Source organism: Actinomadura rugatobispora, from assembly GCF_055379765.1.
The window spans coordinates 3,042,117-3,056,399 of sequence record NZ_AP029191.1 but is presented as its reverse complement, the minus strand read 5'-3'; the positions used below and the strand labels follow the sequence as shown (position 1 = coordinate 3,056,399).

At 69.8% G+C, this 14,283-nt stretch carries 17 protein-coding genes; 10 read left to right on the top strand and 7 right to left on the bottom strand.

Annotation, left to right across the window (positions count from 1 at the left end; all coding sequences use genetic code 11):
- The first annotated feature begins 66 nt into the window (after window positions 1-66).
- Together ACZ466_RS12685 and ACZ466_RS12680 are read left to right on the top strand one after the other, a co-directional pair.
- The gene (locus ACZ466_RS12685) at window positions 67-639 is read left to right on the top strand and encodes a suppressor of fused domain protein (protein ID WP_378290908.1); all 573 of its coding nucleotides are present in this window, start codon (window positions 67-69) and stop codon (window positions 637-639) included.
- Window positions 640-684: 45 nt separating this feature from the next.
- On the top strand, window positions 685-1,449 hold the full coding sequence (locus ACZ466_RS12680; protein ID WP_378290906.1) for an SDR family NAD(P)-dependent oxidoreductase: 765 nt from the start codon (window positions 685-687) through the stop codon (window positions 1,447-1,449).
- A gap of 4 nt (window positions 1,450-1,453) precedes the next feature.
- On the opposite strand, the gene ACZ466_RS12675 is transcribed toward ACZ466_RS12680, so the two are convergent.
- The 3 genes from ACZ466_RS12675 to ACZ466_RS12665 form a co-directional block, all read right to left on the bottom strand.
- Complete coding sequence (locus tag ACZ466_RS12675) at window positions 1,454-2,365, bottom strand: S1C family serine protease (RefSeq protein ID WP_378290904.1); 912 nt, start codon at window positions 2,363-2,365, stop codon at window positions 1,454-1,456.
- Window positions 2,366-2,440: 75 nt separating this feature from the next.
- Complete coding sequence (locus ACZ466_RS12670) at window positions 2,441-4,114, bottom strand: serine/threonine-protein kinase (RefSeq protein WP_378290901.1); 1,674 nt, start codon at window positions 4,112-4,114, stop codon at window positions 2,441-2,443.
- Between the two features lie 23 nt (window positions 4,115-4,137).
- Window positions 4,138-4,770: a TetR/AcrR family transcriptional regulator gene (locus ACZ466_RS12665; RefSeq protein WP_378290899.1), complete on the bottom strand. Its 633-nt coding sequence runs from the start codon at window positions 4,768-4,770 to the stop codon at window positions 4,138-4,140.
- A 148-nt stretch (window positions 4,771-4,918) separates the two neighbouring features.
- On the opposite strand from ACZ466_RS12665, the gene ACZ466_RS12660 reads away from it, so the two are divergent.
- Complete coding sequence (locus ACZ466_RS12660; protein ID WP_378290897.1) at window positions 4,919-5,326, top strand: Dabb family protein; 408 nt, start codon at window positions 4,919-4,921, stop codon at window positions 5,324-5,326.
- A gap of 120 nt (window positions 5,327-5,446) precedes the next feature.
- Here the strand turns inward: ACZ466_RS12660 and ACZ466_RS12655 are convergent, their stop codons facing one another.
- Window positions 5,447-5,971, bottom strand: a complete 525-nt coding sequence (locus ACZ466_RS12655; RefSeq protein ID WP_464043511.1) for a hypothetical protein — start codon at window positions 5,969-5,971, stop codon at window positions 5,447-5,449.
- A 442-nt stretch (window positions 5,972-6,413) separates the two neighbouring features.
- On the opposite strand from ACZ466_RS12655, the gene ACZ466_RS12650 reads away from it, so the two are divergent.
- A complete protein-coding gene (locus ACZ466_RS12650) occupies window positions 6,414-6,752 on the top strand; it encodes a PadR family transcriptional regulator (protein WP_378290893.1) in 339 nt (112 codons plus the stop codon).
- Window positions 6,749-7,684, top strand: a complete 936-nt coding sequence (locus ACZ466_RS12645) for an HAAS signaling domain-containing protein (protein ID WP_378290891.1) — start codon at window positions 6,749-6,751, stop codon at window positions 7,682-7,684. Before ACZ466_RS12650 ends, ACZ466_RS12645 begins: the two co-directional genes overlap by 4 nt.
- 522 nt (window positions 7,685-8,206) lie before the next feature.
- On the opposite strand, the gene ACZ466_RS12640 is transcribed toward ACZ466_RS12645, so the two are convergent.
- Entirely contained in the window at window positions 8,207-9,187 is a 981-nt protein-coding gene (locus ACZ466_RS12640; protein WP_378290889.1) for an AraC family transcriptional regulator, read from the bottom strand.
- 40 nt (window positions 9,188-9,227) lie between these two features.
- Between ACZ466_RS12640 and ACZ466_RS12635 the strand changes: the two genes are divergently transcribed.
- The gene (locus ACZ466_RS12635; RefSeq protein WP_378290887.1) at window positions 9,228-10,142 is read left to right on the top strand and encodes an alpha/beta fold hydrolase; all 915 of its coding nucleotides are present in this window, start codon (window positions 9,228-9,230) and stop codon (window positions 10,140-10,142) included.
- A gap of 398 nt (window positions 10,143-10,540) precedes the next feature.
- Here ACZ466_RS12635 and ACZ466_RS12630 read toward each other — a convergent pair whose 3' ends face one another.
- Complete coding sequence (locus ACZ466_RS12630; RefSeq protein WP_378290885.1) at window positions 10,541-11,341, bottom strand: NADPH-dependent F420 reductase; 801 nt, start codon at window positions 11,339-11,341, stop codon at window positions 10,541-10,543.
- 173 nt (window positions 11,342-11,514) lie between these two features.
- On the opposite strand from ACZ466_RS12630, the gene ACZ466_RS12625 reads away from it, so the two are divergent.
- A complete protein-coding gene (locus ACZ466_RS12625; RefSeq protein ID WP_378290883.1) occupies window positions 11,515-12,366 on the top strand; it encodes a helix-turn-helix transcriptional regulator in 852 nt (283 codons plus the stop codon).
- Window positions 12,367-12,372: 6 nt separating this feature from the next.
- On the opposite strand, the gene ACZ466_RS12620 is transcribed toward ACZ466_RS12625, so the two are convergent.
- Complete coding sequence (locus tag ACZ466_RS12620; protein WP_378290881.1) at window positions 12,373-12,597, bottom strand: hypothetical protein; 225 nt, start codon at window positions 12,595-12,597, stop codon at window positions 12,373-12,375.
- A gap of 42 nt (window positions 12,598-12,639) precedes the next feature.
- Between ACZ466_RS12620 and ACZ466_RS12615 the strand changes: the two genes are divergently transcribed.
- The 3 genes from ACZ466_RS12615 (at window position 12,640) to ACZ466_RS12605 (ending at window position 14,222) form a co-directional block, all read left to right on the top strand.
- Window positions 12,640-13,149 (top strand): recombinase family protein, encoded by a 510-nt coding sequence (locus tag ACZ466_RS12615; protein WP_378290879.1) that lies wholly within the window; start codon window positions 12,640-12,642, stop codon window positions 13,147-13,149.
- 22 nt (window positions 13,150-13,171) lie between these two features.
- Window positions 13,172-13,360, top strand: a complete 189-nt coding sequence (locus tag ACZ466_RS12610) for a hypothetical protein (protein ID WP_378290877.1) — start codon at window positions 13,172-13,174, stop codon at window positions 13,358-13,360.
- 175 nt (window positions 13,361-13,535) lie between these two features.
- Entirely contained in the window at window positions 13,536-14,222 is a 687-nt protein-coding gene (locus ACZ466_RS12605; RefSeq protein ID WP_378290875.1) for a hypothetical protein, read from the top strand.
- Window positions 14,223-14,283 lie beyond the last annotated feature (61 nt).

Below are 14,283 nucleotides of genomic sequence, written 5' to 3'. Positions count from 1 at the left end.
CCCGGGTTGCCGGGGACGGAGGGCGCTGGAATGATCTCCGGCCGCTTCCTCCGCGAAAGGACGGTCATGACTCCGCCGCTCGACGACCCGTACTTCACCGCACTCCACAAGCATGTGACGCCGCGCCTCGGGCCCGGGTACGCCTACGCCCGGCCGGTGGACGACGAGGGCATCGGCGTCGGGATGCACAGGCTCAACCCCCTCCAGATCACGGCGATAACGCTGGGCCTGCCCTTCCAGCCGGGCGCCAAGGAGCCCGCGGAGTTCGCCTGCTCCCTCCAGTCGGACCAGGAACGGGAGGCCCACTACCTGGTGCGGCTCGCCGCGCGGTGGTTCCTGAAGAACGACGAGGCGTCCGTGGGCTTCGGTGAATGGATCCAGTCGGGGGAGCCGATGATCGACGGGACCGGCATCCACGGGCTGCTGTTCGACACCTTCCCGCACGGCACCACGACGTTCTCGGTGTTCGACGGCGCCGTCTGGCCGGACGGCGGGGAGGGCACGCTCCAGATCTTCGCGGTGGTCCCGCTGACGGCACCGGAGATCGAGGTCCTGGAGGACCCCGGGCAGGGCGTCGAGGCGCTGTGGACGCGCTGGCGGGAGGAGGAGACCGAGATCTGGAACGCCCGACGAGAATGATATTCTCACCTCCCAGAACCTGATTTCGGGCAGGAAGAGGCGGAGATGGCACGGCGTCTGCAGGACAAGGTCGTGGTGGTCGCCGGTGCGGCCACCGGGCTCGGCGCGGCATCGGCCCGGCGGCTGGCCGAGGAAGGCGCCCAGGTCGTGGTGGGGGACGTGAACCTCGCGGGCGCCGAGCAGACCGCCGGAGCCATCACCGAGGAAGGCGGCCGGGCGGCCGCGGCGCGCTTCGACATCTCCGACGACGCCTCCGTCCAGGACCTCATCGCCTTCGCCGTGGACACCCACGGGCGCCTGGACGCCGTCCACATCAACGCCGGGGCCATGGACGCCGTCTCCAAGGACACCGACGTCGTCGACATCGACCTGGAGATCTGGGACCGCACCGTCGCCGTCAACCTGCGCGGCCACATGCTCGTCACCCGCCACGCCGTACCGCGCCTGCTGGACGCGGGCGGCGGCGCGATCGTCTACACCTCGTCCATCGCGTCCTTCGCCGGGGAGCCCAAGCGTCCCGCCTACGCCGCGACCAAGGCGGGCATCAACGCCCTCGCCCGCCACGTCGCCTCCCGCTGGGGCCGGGACGGCATCCGCGCCAACGCCATCACCCCCGGCCTGATCCTCACCCCCGAGATCCGCGAGGGCGCCCCGCCGGAGATGCTGAAGTCGATGCTCGCCCGCACCCGCAGCCCCCGCCACGGCGAGGCCGGCGACGTCGCGAGCCTGGTCGCGTTCCTGCTGTCGGACGAGGGCTCCTGGATCAACGGCCAGGTCGTCAACGTCGACGGCGGCACCGTCCTGCGCTGACCGGTCAGCCGGCCAGCCGCTGGGCGCCCGCCCTCGCCCGGTCCGCCGGGATGGCGAACCCGATGCCGATCGAGCCGCCCCCGCCCCGCATCAGCGTCGCGATCGCCGTGTTCACCCCGATCACCTCGCCGCGCGCGTTGACCAGCGGGCCGCCGGAGTTCCCCGGATTGATCGACGCGTCGGTCTGCAGGGCGGTGCCCCCGATCCCGCCCTCGCCCAGGCGCACCTCGCGGTTCAGCGCGCTGACGATGCCGCTGGTGATCGTCCCCTGCAGGCCCAGCGGCGAGCCGAGCGCGAGCACCGGCTCGCCGACACGCACCCGCGCGGACCGTCCGAACCGCAGCGGGGCCGGGCTCTGCGCGGCGGGGATCGCCAGCACCGCCAGGTCGTTGGCGCGGTCGAAGCCCACCACGCGCGCCGCCAGCCGACGCTGGTCGGCCAGCACGACGGTGACCCGGCCCGCGTCCCCGACGACGTGCGCGTTGGTCAGCACGCGTCCTTGCCGGTCGATCACGAACCCGGACCCGGTGCCGCGCGCGTTCCCGGACCGCACCTCGATCGACGTCACGCTCGCCTGCACCCGCGCGGCCACGCCGCTCAGATCACCCGCGGGGCTCGTCGGCCCGGCCGCAGGCACCGCCGTGGCCGCCGGGCCGCCCGCGCTCACCCGCCCGGCGGCCGCCCCGGCCACGCCCCCCGCGAGGCCCCCGACCAGGAACGCCGCGACGACCGCGGCGGCGACCGCCCGGCCGCGGCCGCTGCGCCGTGGTTCGTCGAACCACGGCGCGGACCGGCTGAACGGATCGTCCGGCGGCCACATCATGGCCGGAGGCTCGTTGCGGCCCAGGCCGTACCGGGAGTCGTCACGGAGGTCGTACCGGACGGTGTCTCTGGGGACGGGCGGCGGATAACTCATCGGGCTCCTCACGCGCATCGCTCACTAGTGAGTACTCCGCGCCCCGGGCACTTCGTTCACCGAAAACGCAGCCGATCAGGAGCGTTGGAGGGCGGCGGCCTCGCCGGTCTCGGTGTATTCCCACCGGAGTCCCGACGCGCCCTGCGGGGTGAACTTCTGCAACCCGCCGAGCACGCAGCCGGCCTTCTGGGTCAGCATGCGGCTGGGGAAGACGAGGATGTCGCGTTCGGCGGAGACGAGCGTGGCCATGGAATCGCAGATGAGGCCGCTGCCGTTGGCCACGCTGATCCGGACGGTCTCCGTGCCCACGGCGCCGTCGCCGATGTCGAAGCGCCTGCGTACTCCTGCGGAGGCGACGGCGGTCAGCCCTTCGGACGTTCCGGTCCAGCGCCCGCGCACAACGGCCGGTACCGCGTCGTTGCGGGCGCGGGTGAGGGTGCCCGACACGTCGTGCGCGGCCCAGTGGACCTTGTCGCCGTTCATGGTCATCGTCTGCTGGGACTCGTTCCCGCACCGGCCCGGCGGGACGCCACGCGTGACGCGGGCGCGGAGCTTGACCGATGGGGCGCTGGACGACAGCGCGGCGGTGTACTCGCAGAACCCCGTGTCGTCGACCACGCGGATCCGGGCGACGTCCGCGCCGAGCCTGCCCTGGGAAAGGGTGACGCGGCGGAGCCACCAGGTCTGAGTGCCGGCCTTGCTGACCCATCCCTCCCAGGTTCCGAGCATGGCCGGCGGCACGTCCCCCTCGGCACCGGTGCCGTCCCCCGTGAGGGCGACGCCCATGGCGGCCGCGGCGACCGTGACCGCGGCGGCGGTGGCCCCGGCCGCCAGGTACAGCCTGGTCGGCCGCTTGGCGGCGGTTTCGACGTCCTCAAGTGCGAGCAGGCCGGCCGCATGGCGGCCCAGCTCCGTGACGATCTCGGCGGGCAGCCAGGACGCCGGCACCGGCGGCAGCGAGTCCAGGATCGCGGCGAGCGTGGGGCGCTCGCCCGGCTCCTTGGCCAGGCAGGCTTCCACGAGCTCGCGGACCGGCCCGGACAGGCCGCCCAGCTGCGGTCGTCCCTGCGCGACCTGGAGGAGCAGGGCGGGCAGGCCGCTCAGTCCCTCGCCGAACGGCCGCCGCCCGGTCGCGGCGTAGGCCAGTACCGAGCCGAGGCTGAAGACGTCGCCGGCGGGGCCGGGCTCCTCGCCGCGCACCTGCTCGGGCGACATGAAGGCGGGCGTGCCGACCAGGGCACCGGTGCGAGTGACCACGCTGGCGTCCACCGAACGCGCGATCCCGAAGTCGATCACGCGCGGTCCGTCGACCGTCACCAGCACGTTGGACGGCTTGAGGTCGCGGTGGACCAGTCCGCAGGCGTGCACGGCCCGGAGCGCATGGGCGAGACCGGACGCCAGGGCCAGGACGGACGCGGTGGGCAGCGGGCCATGGCGTTCGACGGTCTGATCGAGCGTGGGCCCGGGCACGTAGCCGGTGGCGACCCAGGGCGTGTCCGATTCGGTGTCGGCGTCCAGGACGGGCGCCGTCCACTCCCCGCCGACCCGGCGCGCCGCTTCCACCTCGCGCCGGAACCGCCGCCGGAACATCGGATCCAGGACCAGCTCGGCGTGCACGAGCTTGACGGCCACCAGCCGCCCGCCACGCGAACGGCCCAGGTAGACCCGTCCCATCCCGCCGGCCCCCAACCGGCCGAGCAGGCGGTGGCCGCCCACCCGACGCGGATCGCCGGGTTCCAACGACTCCACGCTCCTCCTTCGATTCGGGCGTTTCAGGCGCCCGCTCCTCCTCCTCCGTCGCCGCCGCGCGCGCCGTCGAGGACGAGGTCGGCCGTCCTTTCCAGGAAGGCGTCGTCGAGGGGACGGCCGAGCATGAGCAGCCGGAAGTAGAGCGGACCGGAGATCATCTGCAGAAGGAAGTCGGGGTCGGTGCCGGCGGGCAGCTCGCCCCGTTCGACGGCCCGCTCGAAGATCGCGCCCGCGACCTGGAAACGCTCCGGCCAGAACCTGTCGAGCAACTCGTAAAGCTCGGCGCTCTTGGCGCTGCGGGGCGCGGCCTCGCGCAGCAGCGCGGTGACCCACGGGGCCTTGAGGCCGAGCCGGATCTCCTGGAGCAGCGCGATCAGGTCGCCGCGCAGGGTGCCGGTGTCGGGCGGCGGCACCAGCTCACCGCGGCGCTCGACGATGGCGGCCGACACCAGGGTCGCCTTGTTCCGCCAGCGCCGGTAGACGGTCGACTTGTTGACGCCCGCACGCTCGGCCACCGCCTCCACCCGCAGCGCCGCGTAGCCGACCTCGCTGAGCTCGGCGACGGTGGCGTCGAAGACCGCCTGGCGCACGCGCGCGGTCCGGCCGCCCGGCCGAGCCGTCGCGGTGTCCAGATGGTCGAGCGGGTCCTCGGGCATCGGGGCAAGGCTAGAAGCCGGCCGCCCTAGACGCAACTCACCGACGCGTTAAGCGGGCTCTTAAAGCGCCAATGTGTTGCGTTAAGCCTCAGGGGTGGTTACCGTCGCTAACACGACAACCCGGTGCAACAAGGTCAGGAGAACCGACGTGATCTACCACCAGGTCCGGATCGCCATGAAGCCCGACGCCCCCGAGGACAAGGTCCGGCACGCGCTCGACCTGATGCGCAGGCTGGGCGACGAGCTCGACGCCGTCGAGTTCTTCATGGTCGGCCGCGACTTCGGCGGCGAGTTCCAGTACGGCGCCATGTACGCGCTCAAGGACGTCGACGCCTACCGCACCTACATGTACGACCCGCTGCACCGCGAGATCGACGCGATCGGCCTGCCGCTGGTCGCCAACATGATCTCCATGGACCTCACCGACGACGAGGACCCCGGGATCGGCGACAAGATCGCCCAAGTGCACGGCGACCGGTTCAAGGACCACCCCGAACTGCAGGACCTGGTCGACGACCTCGGCTCCTACGAGGGCAGCGGCACCAAGCCCACCTGAGACGGCGGGCGCCGTCCGACGACCAGAGGGGGATCGACGAGGACATTCCCGATCCTGCCGACGATCCAGACAGAACACCGTCACCTGGGTGATGACCGCCCGAGGTCTACACCGGGACGATCAGGCTGAGCCGGTGCCGGTCGGACCCGCTCCCGAGCGCCCGCGCCGACCTGCCGTCCCTTTCCGCTCGCGCGGCGACGGCAGGTTGCGCTTGTACTCACGCCTGAGCCCCCAGACCAAGGCTCCGCAGCCGACCGTCACCGCGAGTGGAAACGCGCAGCCGACGAAACCGGTCGCCTTATAGGTCCCCGGGACCACGGCATGATCCTCCTGCCGCACGGACCAGGGAATGGGAATCACATACCCTCGCCGGGCGCGCAGATACGCCGGCTGTTGACCTCCTGGGGGACATGGCGCGTCGAAATCCACATGGACTTCACGTTGAACGGTGCCGTCCATCGAACGAAAGGTTCCCGCGCAATATGCGGGACTGCTTCTACCTGCTCCTGCATAGTAGTGCGTGGTGACAGTGCCACGCGTGCCGTACTTGCCCTGGGAGAACGTCAGGTTCTCGTACGCGGTGACGACGTTCCAAGCCGTCCACCATCCGGCGGCGATGACCAGGCAATACGTGAAGGCCAGCAAGCCGAGGTATTGGGCCCTTGACGTCTCCGACTTTCGCCGGCGAGCTTCCTCGAAGCTCTTTCCAGCACTCTCGGCTCTCTTCTCCATGCCGATTCGGACGGGACGCCGGCGCCTCCGGTTCCTTGTCCAGTTGATCGGTATGTTCAAGGAGACTAAAGGCGCCGGCCTCTCATGCTTGCCGTCCCGCCCGCGCCCGCCGAACCACGTCCAGTCGTCGAAACGCGACGGGCTGCCCCATCCCGGCGTCGCCCGCGAACCATTCGCATCTGATGTGAGCGCGAGGGAAATGCCCGGTTCCGTCCCCTGGTTCTGGCTGATCCCTACGGTGCGGCCTGGACGGCCGAGTCGGTGGCGCTCGCCGGGAACTCACTGTGCGCATGGTGGAGGACCCGAGTCGTTGGGTGTTGGACATTAGTGTGTGTCGCACAGTATCGTGCCGGACATGTCCCCCGAGGAACTGATCCGGGCGCAAGCCCAGGAATTGCGCCGCGGCACCGTCGTGCTGGCCTGCCTGGCGCTGCTCGAGGAGCCGCAGTACGGCTACGCGCTGCTGGAGACGCTCAACGACGCGGGTGTCTCCGTCGACGGGAACACCCTGTATCCGCTGCTGCGCAGGCTGGAGAAGCAGGGGCTGCTCGCCAGCGAGTGGAACACCGACGAGTCCCGGCCGCGGAAGTTCTACCGGGTCAGCGCCGAGGGCTCCCGGGTGCGGGCGGGCCTGGTCGGCGAATGGCGCGACCTCGTCGCCTCGATCTCACGACTGACGGAAGAGAAGCCATGAACGCGAACACCCTGACCGAGCGGTACGTCCACGAGGTCGTCCGCCGGATCCCCTCCGACCAGCGCGACGACATCGCCGAGGAACTGCGCGCCGTCATCGCCGACACCGTCGAGGCGCGCGGCGCGACCGCGCGGGAGGTGCTCACCGAGATGGGCGACCCGATCCACCTCGCCGCCCGTTACGCGGACCGGCCGCTCGGGCTGATCGGCCCCGGCCTCTACCCGGCGTACGCCCGGACGCTGAAGGTCCTGCTGGCCGGCGTGCTGCCGGTGGTCGTCGCGGTGTCCATGGCGGTCGAGGTCTTCGACGGCGGCGGCGTCGCCTCGGCGATCGGCGGCGGCGTCGGCGCGCTGCTCGCCGTCGGCGCCCAGATGATCGCCTGGCTCACCGCGGTCTTCGCCGTGGTGGAGCGCTCGCGCTCCCTCGGCCGCCTCTTCCGCGGCACCGAGGGCTGGACGCCCGACGACCTGCCCGACGCCCCACAGACGGAGAAGGCCGCGGGCCGCGGCGTTCTGGCCTCCGCCGCGGTGAGCACGCTGCTGCTCGCCCTGATCGTCTGGCAGCACGTCGCCGAGCCCTACCGCACCGGCGGCGACCGCATGCCGATCCTCGACCCGGCCCTGTGGTCGGGCTGGATCTGGCCGATCCTCGTCGGCCTCGCCGGCACCGTCCTCTTCGAACTGGTCCGGGTCGCCGCACACCGCTGGACCGTTCCCCTCGCCGCCGCCTACGCCGCCGCCGAAGCCCTCTTCGCCTTCTCCCTCATCTGGGTCCTGCACCGGCAGGCGCTCTTCAACCCCGACTTCCTCGCCACCGTCAACGACGGCAAGGGCTGGACGGTCCCCGAAGCCTTCTACACCGGCACCATCCTGGTAGTCCTCGCCATCAGCGCCACCGAAATCCTCGGCCGCTTCCGCGACACCCGCCCCTGACCCGAACCCCGCCCCTCCCAAGGACCCGCCCCCGGCGGGTCCTTCCGCTCTCCGGCCCAGGACATCGAGCAGCAGCGACCACGGCACGCGTCGTCGGCGGCGGAGTCATCCCCGGGTGCGGGTTCACCGGGAGGGCGGCCGGAATACGCCAGAAAGGGATCACGGCCTGACGGTTGATCGTCAGGGTGATCGGCGTCGGGTTGGCGGCGGTCCTGGGGGTTGCGGGTGACCTCGATCGATCGGACCGTGTATCCACGGTTTGCGCGGGTGTTGGCGGCGCAGGAGTTGGCGGAGGCGTTCACGCCGACCGGGGCCGAGGTGGAGTGATCAAGTGATCTGTATTCGAAGCGACGGTCTCCAGAGGTGGTCATTTGGAGTGGTCGTTGGGGCGTGGCGGTTCCAGGTTCCGCCCGCGTCGACGGCTACCCGTCAACCGGTGGTGCAGGCAGATTCCGGGTCTGTGTCGACTGTTGGCGTACGGGGGCGGGTCTGTGGAGCCGGCGTCGGGGGTCGGCACACTGGCTATCCCGCCCCTACCTGGTGGCGTGCCTCGTCGCGGAAGTATCGGGGCGAAGCCCCGACTACGCGCCGGAATGCCGTGCTGAAGGCGCTCTCGGACTCGTAGCCCGTAGCCGCTGCGAGCTCGGAGATAGAGCGGGTGTCATTGCGCAGGGCGTCGCGGGCCAGGCTCATTCGCCATTCGATCAGGTAGGTCAGGGGGGCCGTGCCGACCTTGGCTTTGAACGCGGCGGCGAACGCGGAGCGTGACATGTGGCTGATCGCGGCGAGCTCGTCGAGCGTCCAGCGCCGGCTCACGTCAGCGTGCATCGCGCGCAGTGCCGCCCCGATGCCGTCCTCGACCAGTGCGCCGAGCCAGCCGACGGGCCGCTCGGTCTCATCGGCATGGACTCGCAGCATGTGGACGAGGATGAGCTGCGCGAGGTGCTCCAGCACGAGGGATCGTCCGACACCGGCGGACTCCATCTCCGCGACCGTGAGAGCGGAAAGGTTCGCCAGGAGTGCTCCACGCGGGTCGCCGACCCGGACGAGGACGATGGGCGGAAGCACGTCGAACAGCACCGAGGCGTTGGCTTCCTCGAACACGAAGTCGATGCAGCACACGTAGGTGTCCTCGTCGGACTCGGCTCCGATGCGCACCTCGCCGTCGTTCTCGCTCTCCCAGAAAGCAGTGGCCTGGCCCGGTCCCACGTCGAGTGTGCTGGTCAGCGTGTAGGACGGTGGGTCGTTCAGCAGGAAGAAGTCGCCCTTGTGCAGAAGTACCGGCTCGCACCCGTCGAGGGCCATCCAGCATTCACCCTCAAGGACGACGCCCAGCTTCACGTGCGAGTAGGGATCGAAGCGCACGGCCCACGGCGAGGCGGCGTGCACGCGTGCTGGGACAACCGCCTTCGTGCGCAGTAGTCGCAGAACGTCGACGATCGGGTCACCCGATCCGACAGCCCTATCCCGCCTGGACGATGCGTAATCTTTCTTGGACTTCACGTTATTCATCATACGCGCCCGTGCTCCTACGGTTAGGCCCATGAGCAACGCACACACGGTGCCCGCAACGGGCACCAGCACCACAGACGGGCTGCCCAGCAAGAACTACAAGATGATCGATGCCCTCGGCCACCAGCTGCGGGTGTACGACGAGGGACCGGCCGATGCGCCGACCCTGGTCATGTTCCACGGCGCCCCGCACAACTCGCTTGAGTTCCGGTTCAACGTCCCGGCGATCGTCGAGGCCGGATACCGCGTGGTCGTCCCGGAGCACCTGGGCGCCGGCGGGTCCGACCGCCCCGAGGAGGTGGAACTCTACTCGGGCTACCACGACTATGAGCGTGCCGTGGCCGTCGTGGACGCCCTGGGCCTGGACAAGTTCTATGTCGAGGGTGGCGACCGCGGAAGCCTCCCAGCGTGGATGATCGCGGCTCTGAATCCCGAGCGGGTCCTCGGCCTCATCTCGGAGAACGTCAGCCACCTCAACGGCTTCTTCATCGATCCCGCACTCGATCAGCGCAAACGGTCGTGGTACATGTCCTACTTCCAGTTCGAGGCCGCCGAAGAGGTCCTGCGAGCCGACGACTGGGCCCTTGCCCGGGAGTTCTTCGACTGGCATCCCGACATGGAGCACATCCTTGCCGACTGGGAGCGCCCCAACGGCCTCAAGGCAAGCTGGCTCAACTGGTACCGCTCGACCGTCAACCCCGACACGGCCCCCAAGGCAGAGCCCCTGCCTGACGTGACCGCTCCGGTCCTGCAGCTCTACACCATGAACGACCCCTACATCGGCCCGGAGCAGCTGATCACCGGCCGCGAGTTCATCAAGGGCCCCTTCACTCTCAAGCGGATCGGCGGAGCCGGCCACTTCATCGCCCGCAACGCCCCCGCAGTGTTCAACCGCGAAGTCATCAAGTGGCTCGGCGACCGCGAGAACGAGCGCCGAAGCAACTGACGCCAGTCCAGCGATCCGCAGCCGTCCGGGGAGCGAACAGCGAGCCCCTGGACGGCTGCGATCCCGATTACAGGCCATCGCGTCTCTCACCTGAGTACTGCAGGTCCAAAACGTCAGAAAGGATGGCCGCGTGAGGGCGTCCGCTGATCAGATGCGTGCCGAAGGCGGAGACCCCAGCGGACAGGGGGTTGCGCACCGTCTCGGAACCCGCCCGGCGGCGCAGTTCGAGCAGCAGCCCGGACGTCCGCGAAATGGCGGCGCACAGGCCCTTCTGGCCTGTGCGCCGCCAGTCTGCCCAGTCTTGGACTGGAGCGGGCGACACGGCGACAGTGACGACCTGGGATCCAGCCCATGGGTCGGTCTCAGGGGCGTGTGGCGGCACCCGGTGCGCAAGGGTGCTACTTCTGCACGGTATTTGCGCTCGCCAGGTCCATGAAGATGGCGACGTGGGCCGGAGGCATGGCTGCCAGCGTGCCCCCGATGGGCGAGGGGCGCTCCGCGCTGTCGATCATCTTTCGGGCGGCCTCCGGTGAGACGGGCGGGACCGGGTGTTCGAGGTAGAAGCTCTTCTCCTCGTCCGCGGTGAGTCCGTCCGGGATGGTGGGGGCGTACGGCCAGAAGTAGATCGGGGTGTTGGGCTCGATGCGCCAGCTCTCTGCGAGCGGGCCGGCGTCGACCACGTCGTAGCCGACCGCTTCCAGGAACTGCGTCACGGTCTTCTTGGCAGCGGCATCGTTCCCGGCGATCGGCATGGTCGTCCGTTCCGGGTCACCCTCGGGGCGGGCGTTGGAGTACATGTGGTTCCAGTCCAGGTTGTGCAGCCCCTTGACGACCAGGGAGTCCTTGAGGTGCCGCTGTACGAGCTCACTCGAGGTGAGTGCCCCGTTGTCGAGCTCGGCGTTGCGCCAGAACTCGGGGTAGTAGTTCGTCTGGTCGATGACGATCTTCCCGGCAAGCTTGTCGGCCGGCAGCGCTTCGAAACTCGCGAGCGGGACAGGAAGGGCGATGATGTCCCCGGCCGCGATCGCCTCATCGACGGTTCCGGCGCGCGCGAGCGGACCGAGCTCCTGAACGAGTTCCGCAAGGGACTCCGGACCTCGCGAGTTGCTGAGCACGACCCTGTGGCCCGCGTCGACGGCCAGACGAGCGACGGAGCCGCCGACCAGGCCGGAGCCGACGATTCCGATGGTGCGTGTCATCACCGATATCTCTTTCTTCAAAGGGGGCGTCAGCGCGCCGCAGAGGGCTCTGCGTCTGACGCGCTTGGCTTACGAGTCGATATTCGGCCTGTCCACAGGGGTGCACCAGGCGTTGTCGTCCCTGGTATTCCCGGTACCACCCAGCTCTTGACGCGCGGACGCATACTGATCCCATGAGCACCCATACCGAACTCGGTCCAGCCCTGCGCGCATGGAGGGAGCGCATCCGCCCGGCCGACGTTGGTCTGCCGACCGCGGGCAACCGGCGAGTTCCGGGTCTGCGACGTGAGGAACTGGCCGTGCTGGCCGGCATCTCCGTCGACTACCTCGTACAGCTCGAACAGGGCCGCGCGAAAAATCCGTCGCCCCAGGTCCTTGCCGCCTTCGCGCAGACACTGCGCCTGAACGCCGTGGATCGCGAGCTCCTCTACCGGCTGGCCGGTTCGGTGGTCCCCCCGTCCGGTTCGGTGCCGCGCGAGGTGCCGCCCGGTGTGCAGCGGATGATCGACCGGATGAGCGACACTCCGCTGGCCGTCTTCACCGCTGCCTGGGATGCCGTGCAGAGCAACCCGCTCTGGGGCGAGCTGTTCGGCGATCCGGCCGCGGCCGATGCCCGGTCGGGCAACCTGATCTGGGGGCATTTCGCCGCTCCGCATGCAGCCGGCGCATCCCGGATCGAGCGCGACGCCGCACACGCCGACGCATTCGAACGCATGATGGTGTCCGACCTTCGACGGGCCGCTGACCGATACCCGGACGACCGCGCCGTCACCGAACTGATCGACGGACTCCGCGAGGCCAACCCGCGCTTCGCCGACCTGTGGACCCGCTACGAGACCCTGCCGATCGGTCGCTCGCACAAGACAGTCGTCCACGCCGAGCTCGGTGAGATCGTCCTGGACTGCGACATCATGACCATCGAACGTGCCGACCTCCACATCGTGCTCAACTGGGCCGCCCCGGACACCGGTGCCGCCGAGAAGCTTGCCGCGCTGCGCGAGCGGGTGACCACCGCGGCACGCTGAACACTGCTACGGCTCATCGTTCTTCTTCTGGCAGGAGTCGTTGATCAGGTGATCTGTGTTCGAAGCGACGGTCTCCGCGGTGGTCACTTGGAGTGGGTCGTTGGGGGCGTAGCGGTTCCATCTTCCGCCTGCGTCGGCGTCGACGCGGGTGGTGGTGACGTGGTGGTAGCCGAGGTATCCGGCGCCGGACCAGCCGGAACGGTCATCGCCTTCGAGACGGGGACCTTCCACCGAGGCACCCGACTGACCGCGCCGCGCGGTGTTCGTTACAGCATGCACCTGGGATTTCGGCCATCCAGCCTTCGGTGGGGACAGCGGACCGGGTGGGCTGCGCAGGCATTCGAAGAAGCATGGGTCGACTTCGTCCACCGCGCCACGCCGCGGCAGCTCCAAGCCCTGGGGTTCCCTCCCGGCACCGCCCGGTTCGGGTACGCCCGCTGCTCCACCGACGAGCAGGACGTCGTCGTCCAGACCGAGCAGCTTCTCGCGCTCGGCGACCCGGTCGATCGGATCTACATCGACCGGGGCTTCTCCGGGACCACCCGCCGCAACCGCGGCGGCTTGGACCAGGCCCTGGCCGCGGTGTGGCCCGACAGCGTGTTCACCGTGACCAAGTTCGACCGGTTCGCCCGCAACATGGCCGAGGCCAACCAGATCCTCACCGACCTGTCCGACCGGGAGGTGCTGTTCGGCCTGGGCGGGTCGGTCCACGACTGGAACGACCCGTTCGGCCGGCTTTCCTGCAGACCCTGGCGATGGTCGCCGAGTTCGAGGCGAACCTAGGCCACCTGCGCACCCGCGAGGCATGGCGCTGGCCAAGAAGAACGGCAAGCTCAAAGGCAAGCAGCCCAAACTGCCCGAGCCCGCGCGGCGTTCCATCCGCCGCCGCTACGCCGAAGGCGAGGTGTCGCTGGCCGACCTGGCCACCGAGTACAGCGTCGGCCGCTCCACCATCCACCGCATCATCCACGGGCCGCCGGCCGGACAGAGCTGACGACCAGTGCGCGGCCGGTCCCAGGGCGCACCATCGGAGCGGAAAAGGCTGTGTTCCCCAGCCCCGATGTCCCACTCCCTCTCCCTGGGGCGACTCGGAACTGAGACGGCCGCGAAACCCCGTCGGTTTGGCCGCGCCATCCGTCCACGTCCGAATGTCCGCGTAATGTCAGGGCATGACGCGGGCCGAACTGCTGCGAGCCCTTGTGGCCACGGGCCGACGCTACGAACCTGCGCGGCTGCATGAACTGGCGGCCGAACTGGACCTGCCCGTCTCCGACCTGTTCGTGATCGCGGGACGTCCCGTCCCCGCGCACCTGCTGCCACCGGACCGCGATCGCGAGGTCATGCGCGAGTTCGCCTACCGGGTGACCTACTGCGACCACGCCCGGCTGGCTTCCCTCGAAGACTTCGTGACGGGCCTGGCGTCGGCCGCCGAGACGCCGGACGAGATGGAAGCCGCCTCCGACATGGACGGTTTGCCGCGCATACTCGACGGGCTCCTGCGCAACCGCGGCTTCGGAGCCGGGGAGTTGCCGTTCACCGGGCTGGCCCGCAGCACGATCAACGGCATGCTGAGCGGCCGGTGGCACAACCTGCGGCAACTCCATGCGATGGCGGGGCCACTGGGATGGGAACTCGAGGACCTGGCGCCCGTGGCAGGCGAACCGCTGGGCCCCTTCAAGCCCTGCTCCGTGCTCTGCCGTCATGTCGGCAGGGTGTACGTGGCCGCCATTCCCCTCACGACCGAGCAACTGATTCAGGCCGCCATTGAGGTGGATCGTCTGAGCGGCCGGGAGGATCAGGGCGCCTGGCGCCCATGGGTTGAGAACCAGTGCCCCGACGTGCCGTCCCCGGGCTAGCAGGAGCTCGCGGTCCGCCGTCCTGCGGCGATGTCGCGCATGGCCAGCAGCGCCGCGCGGT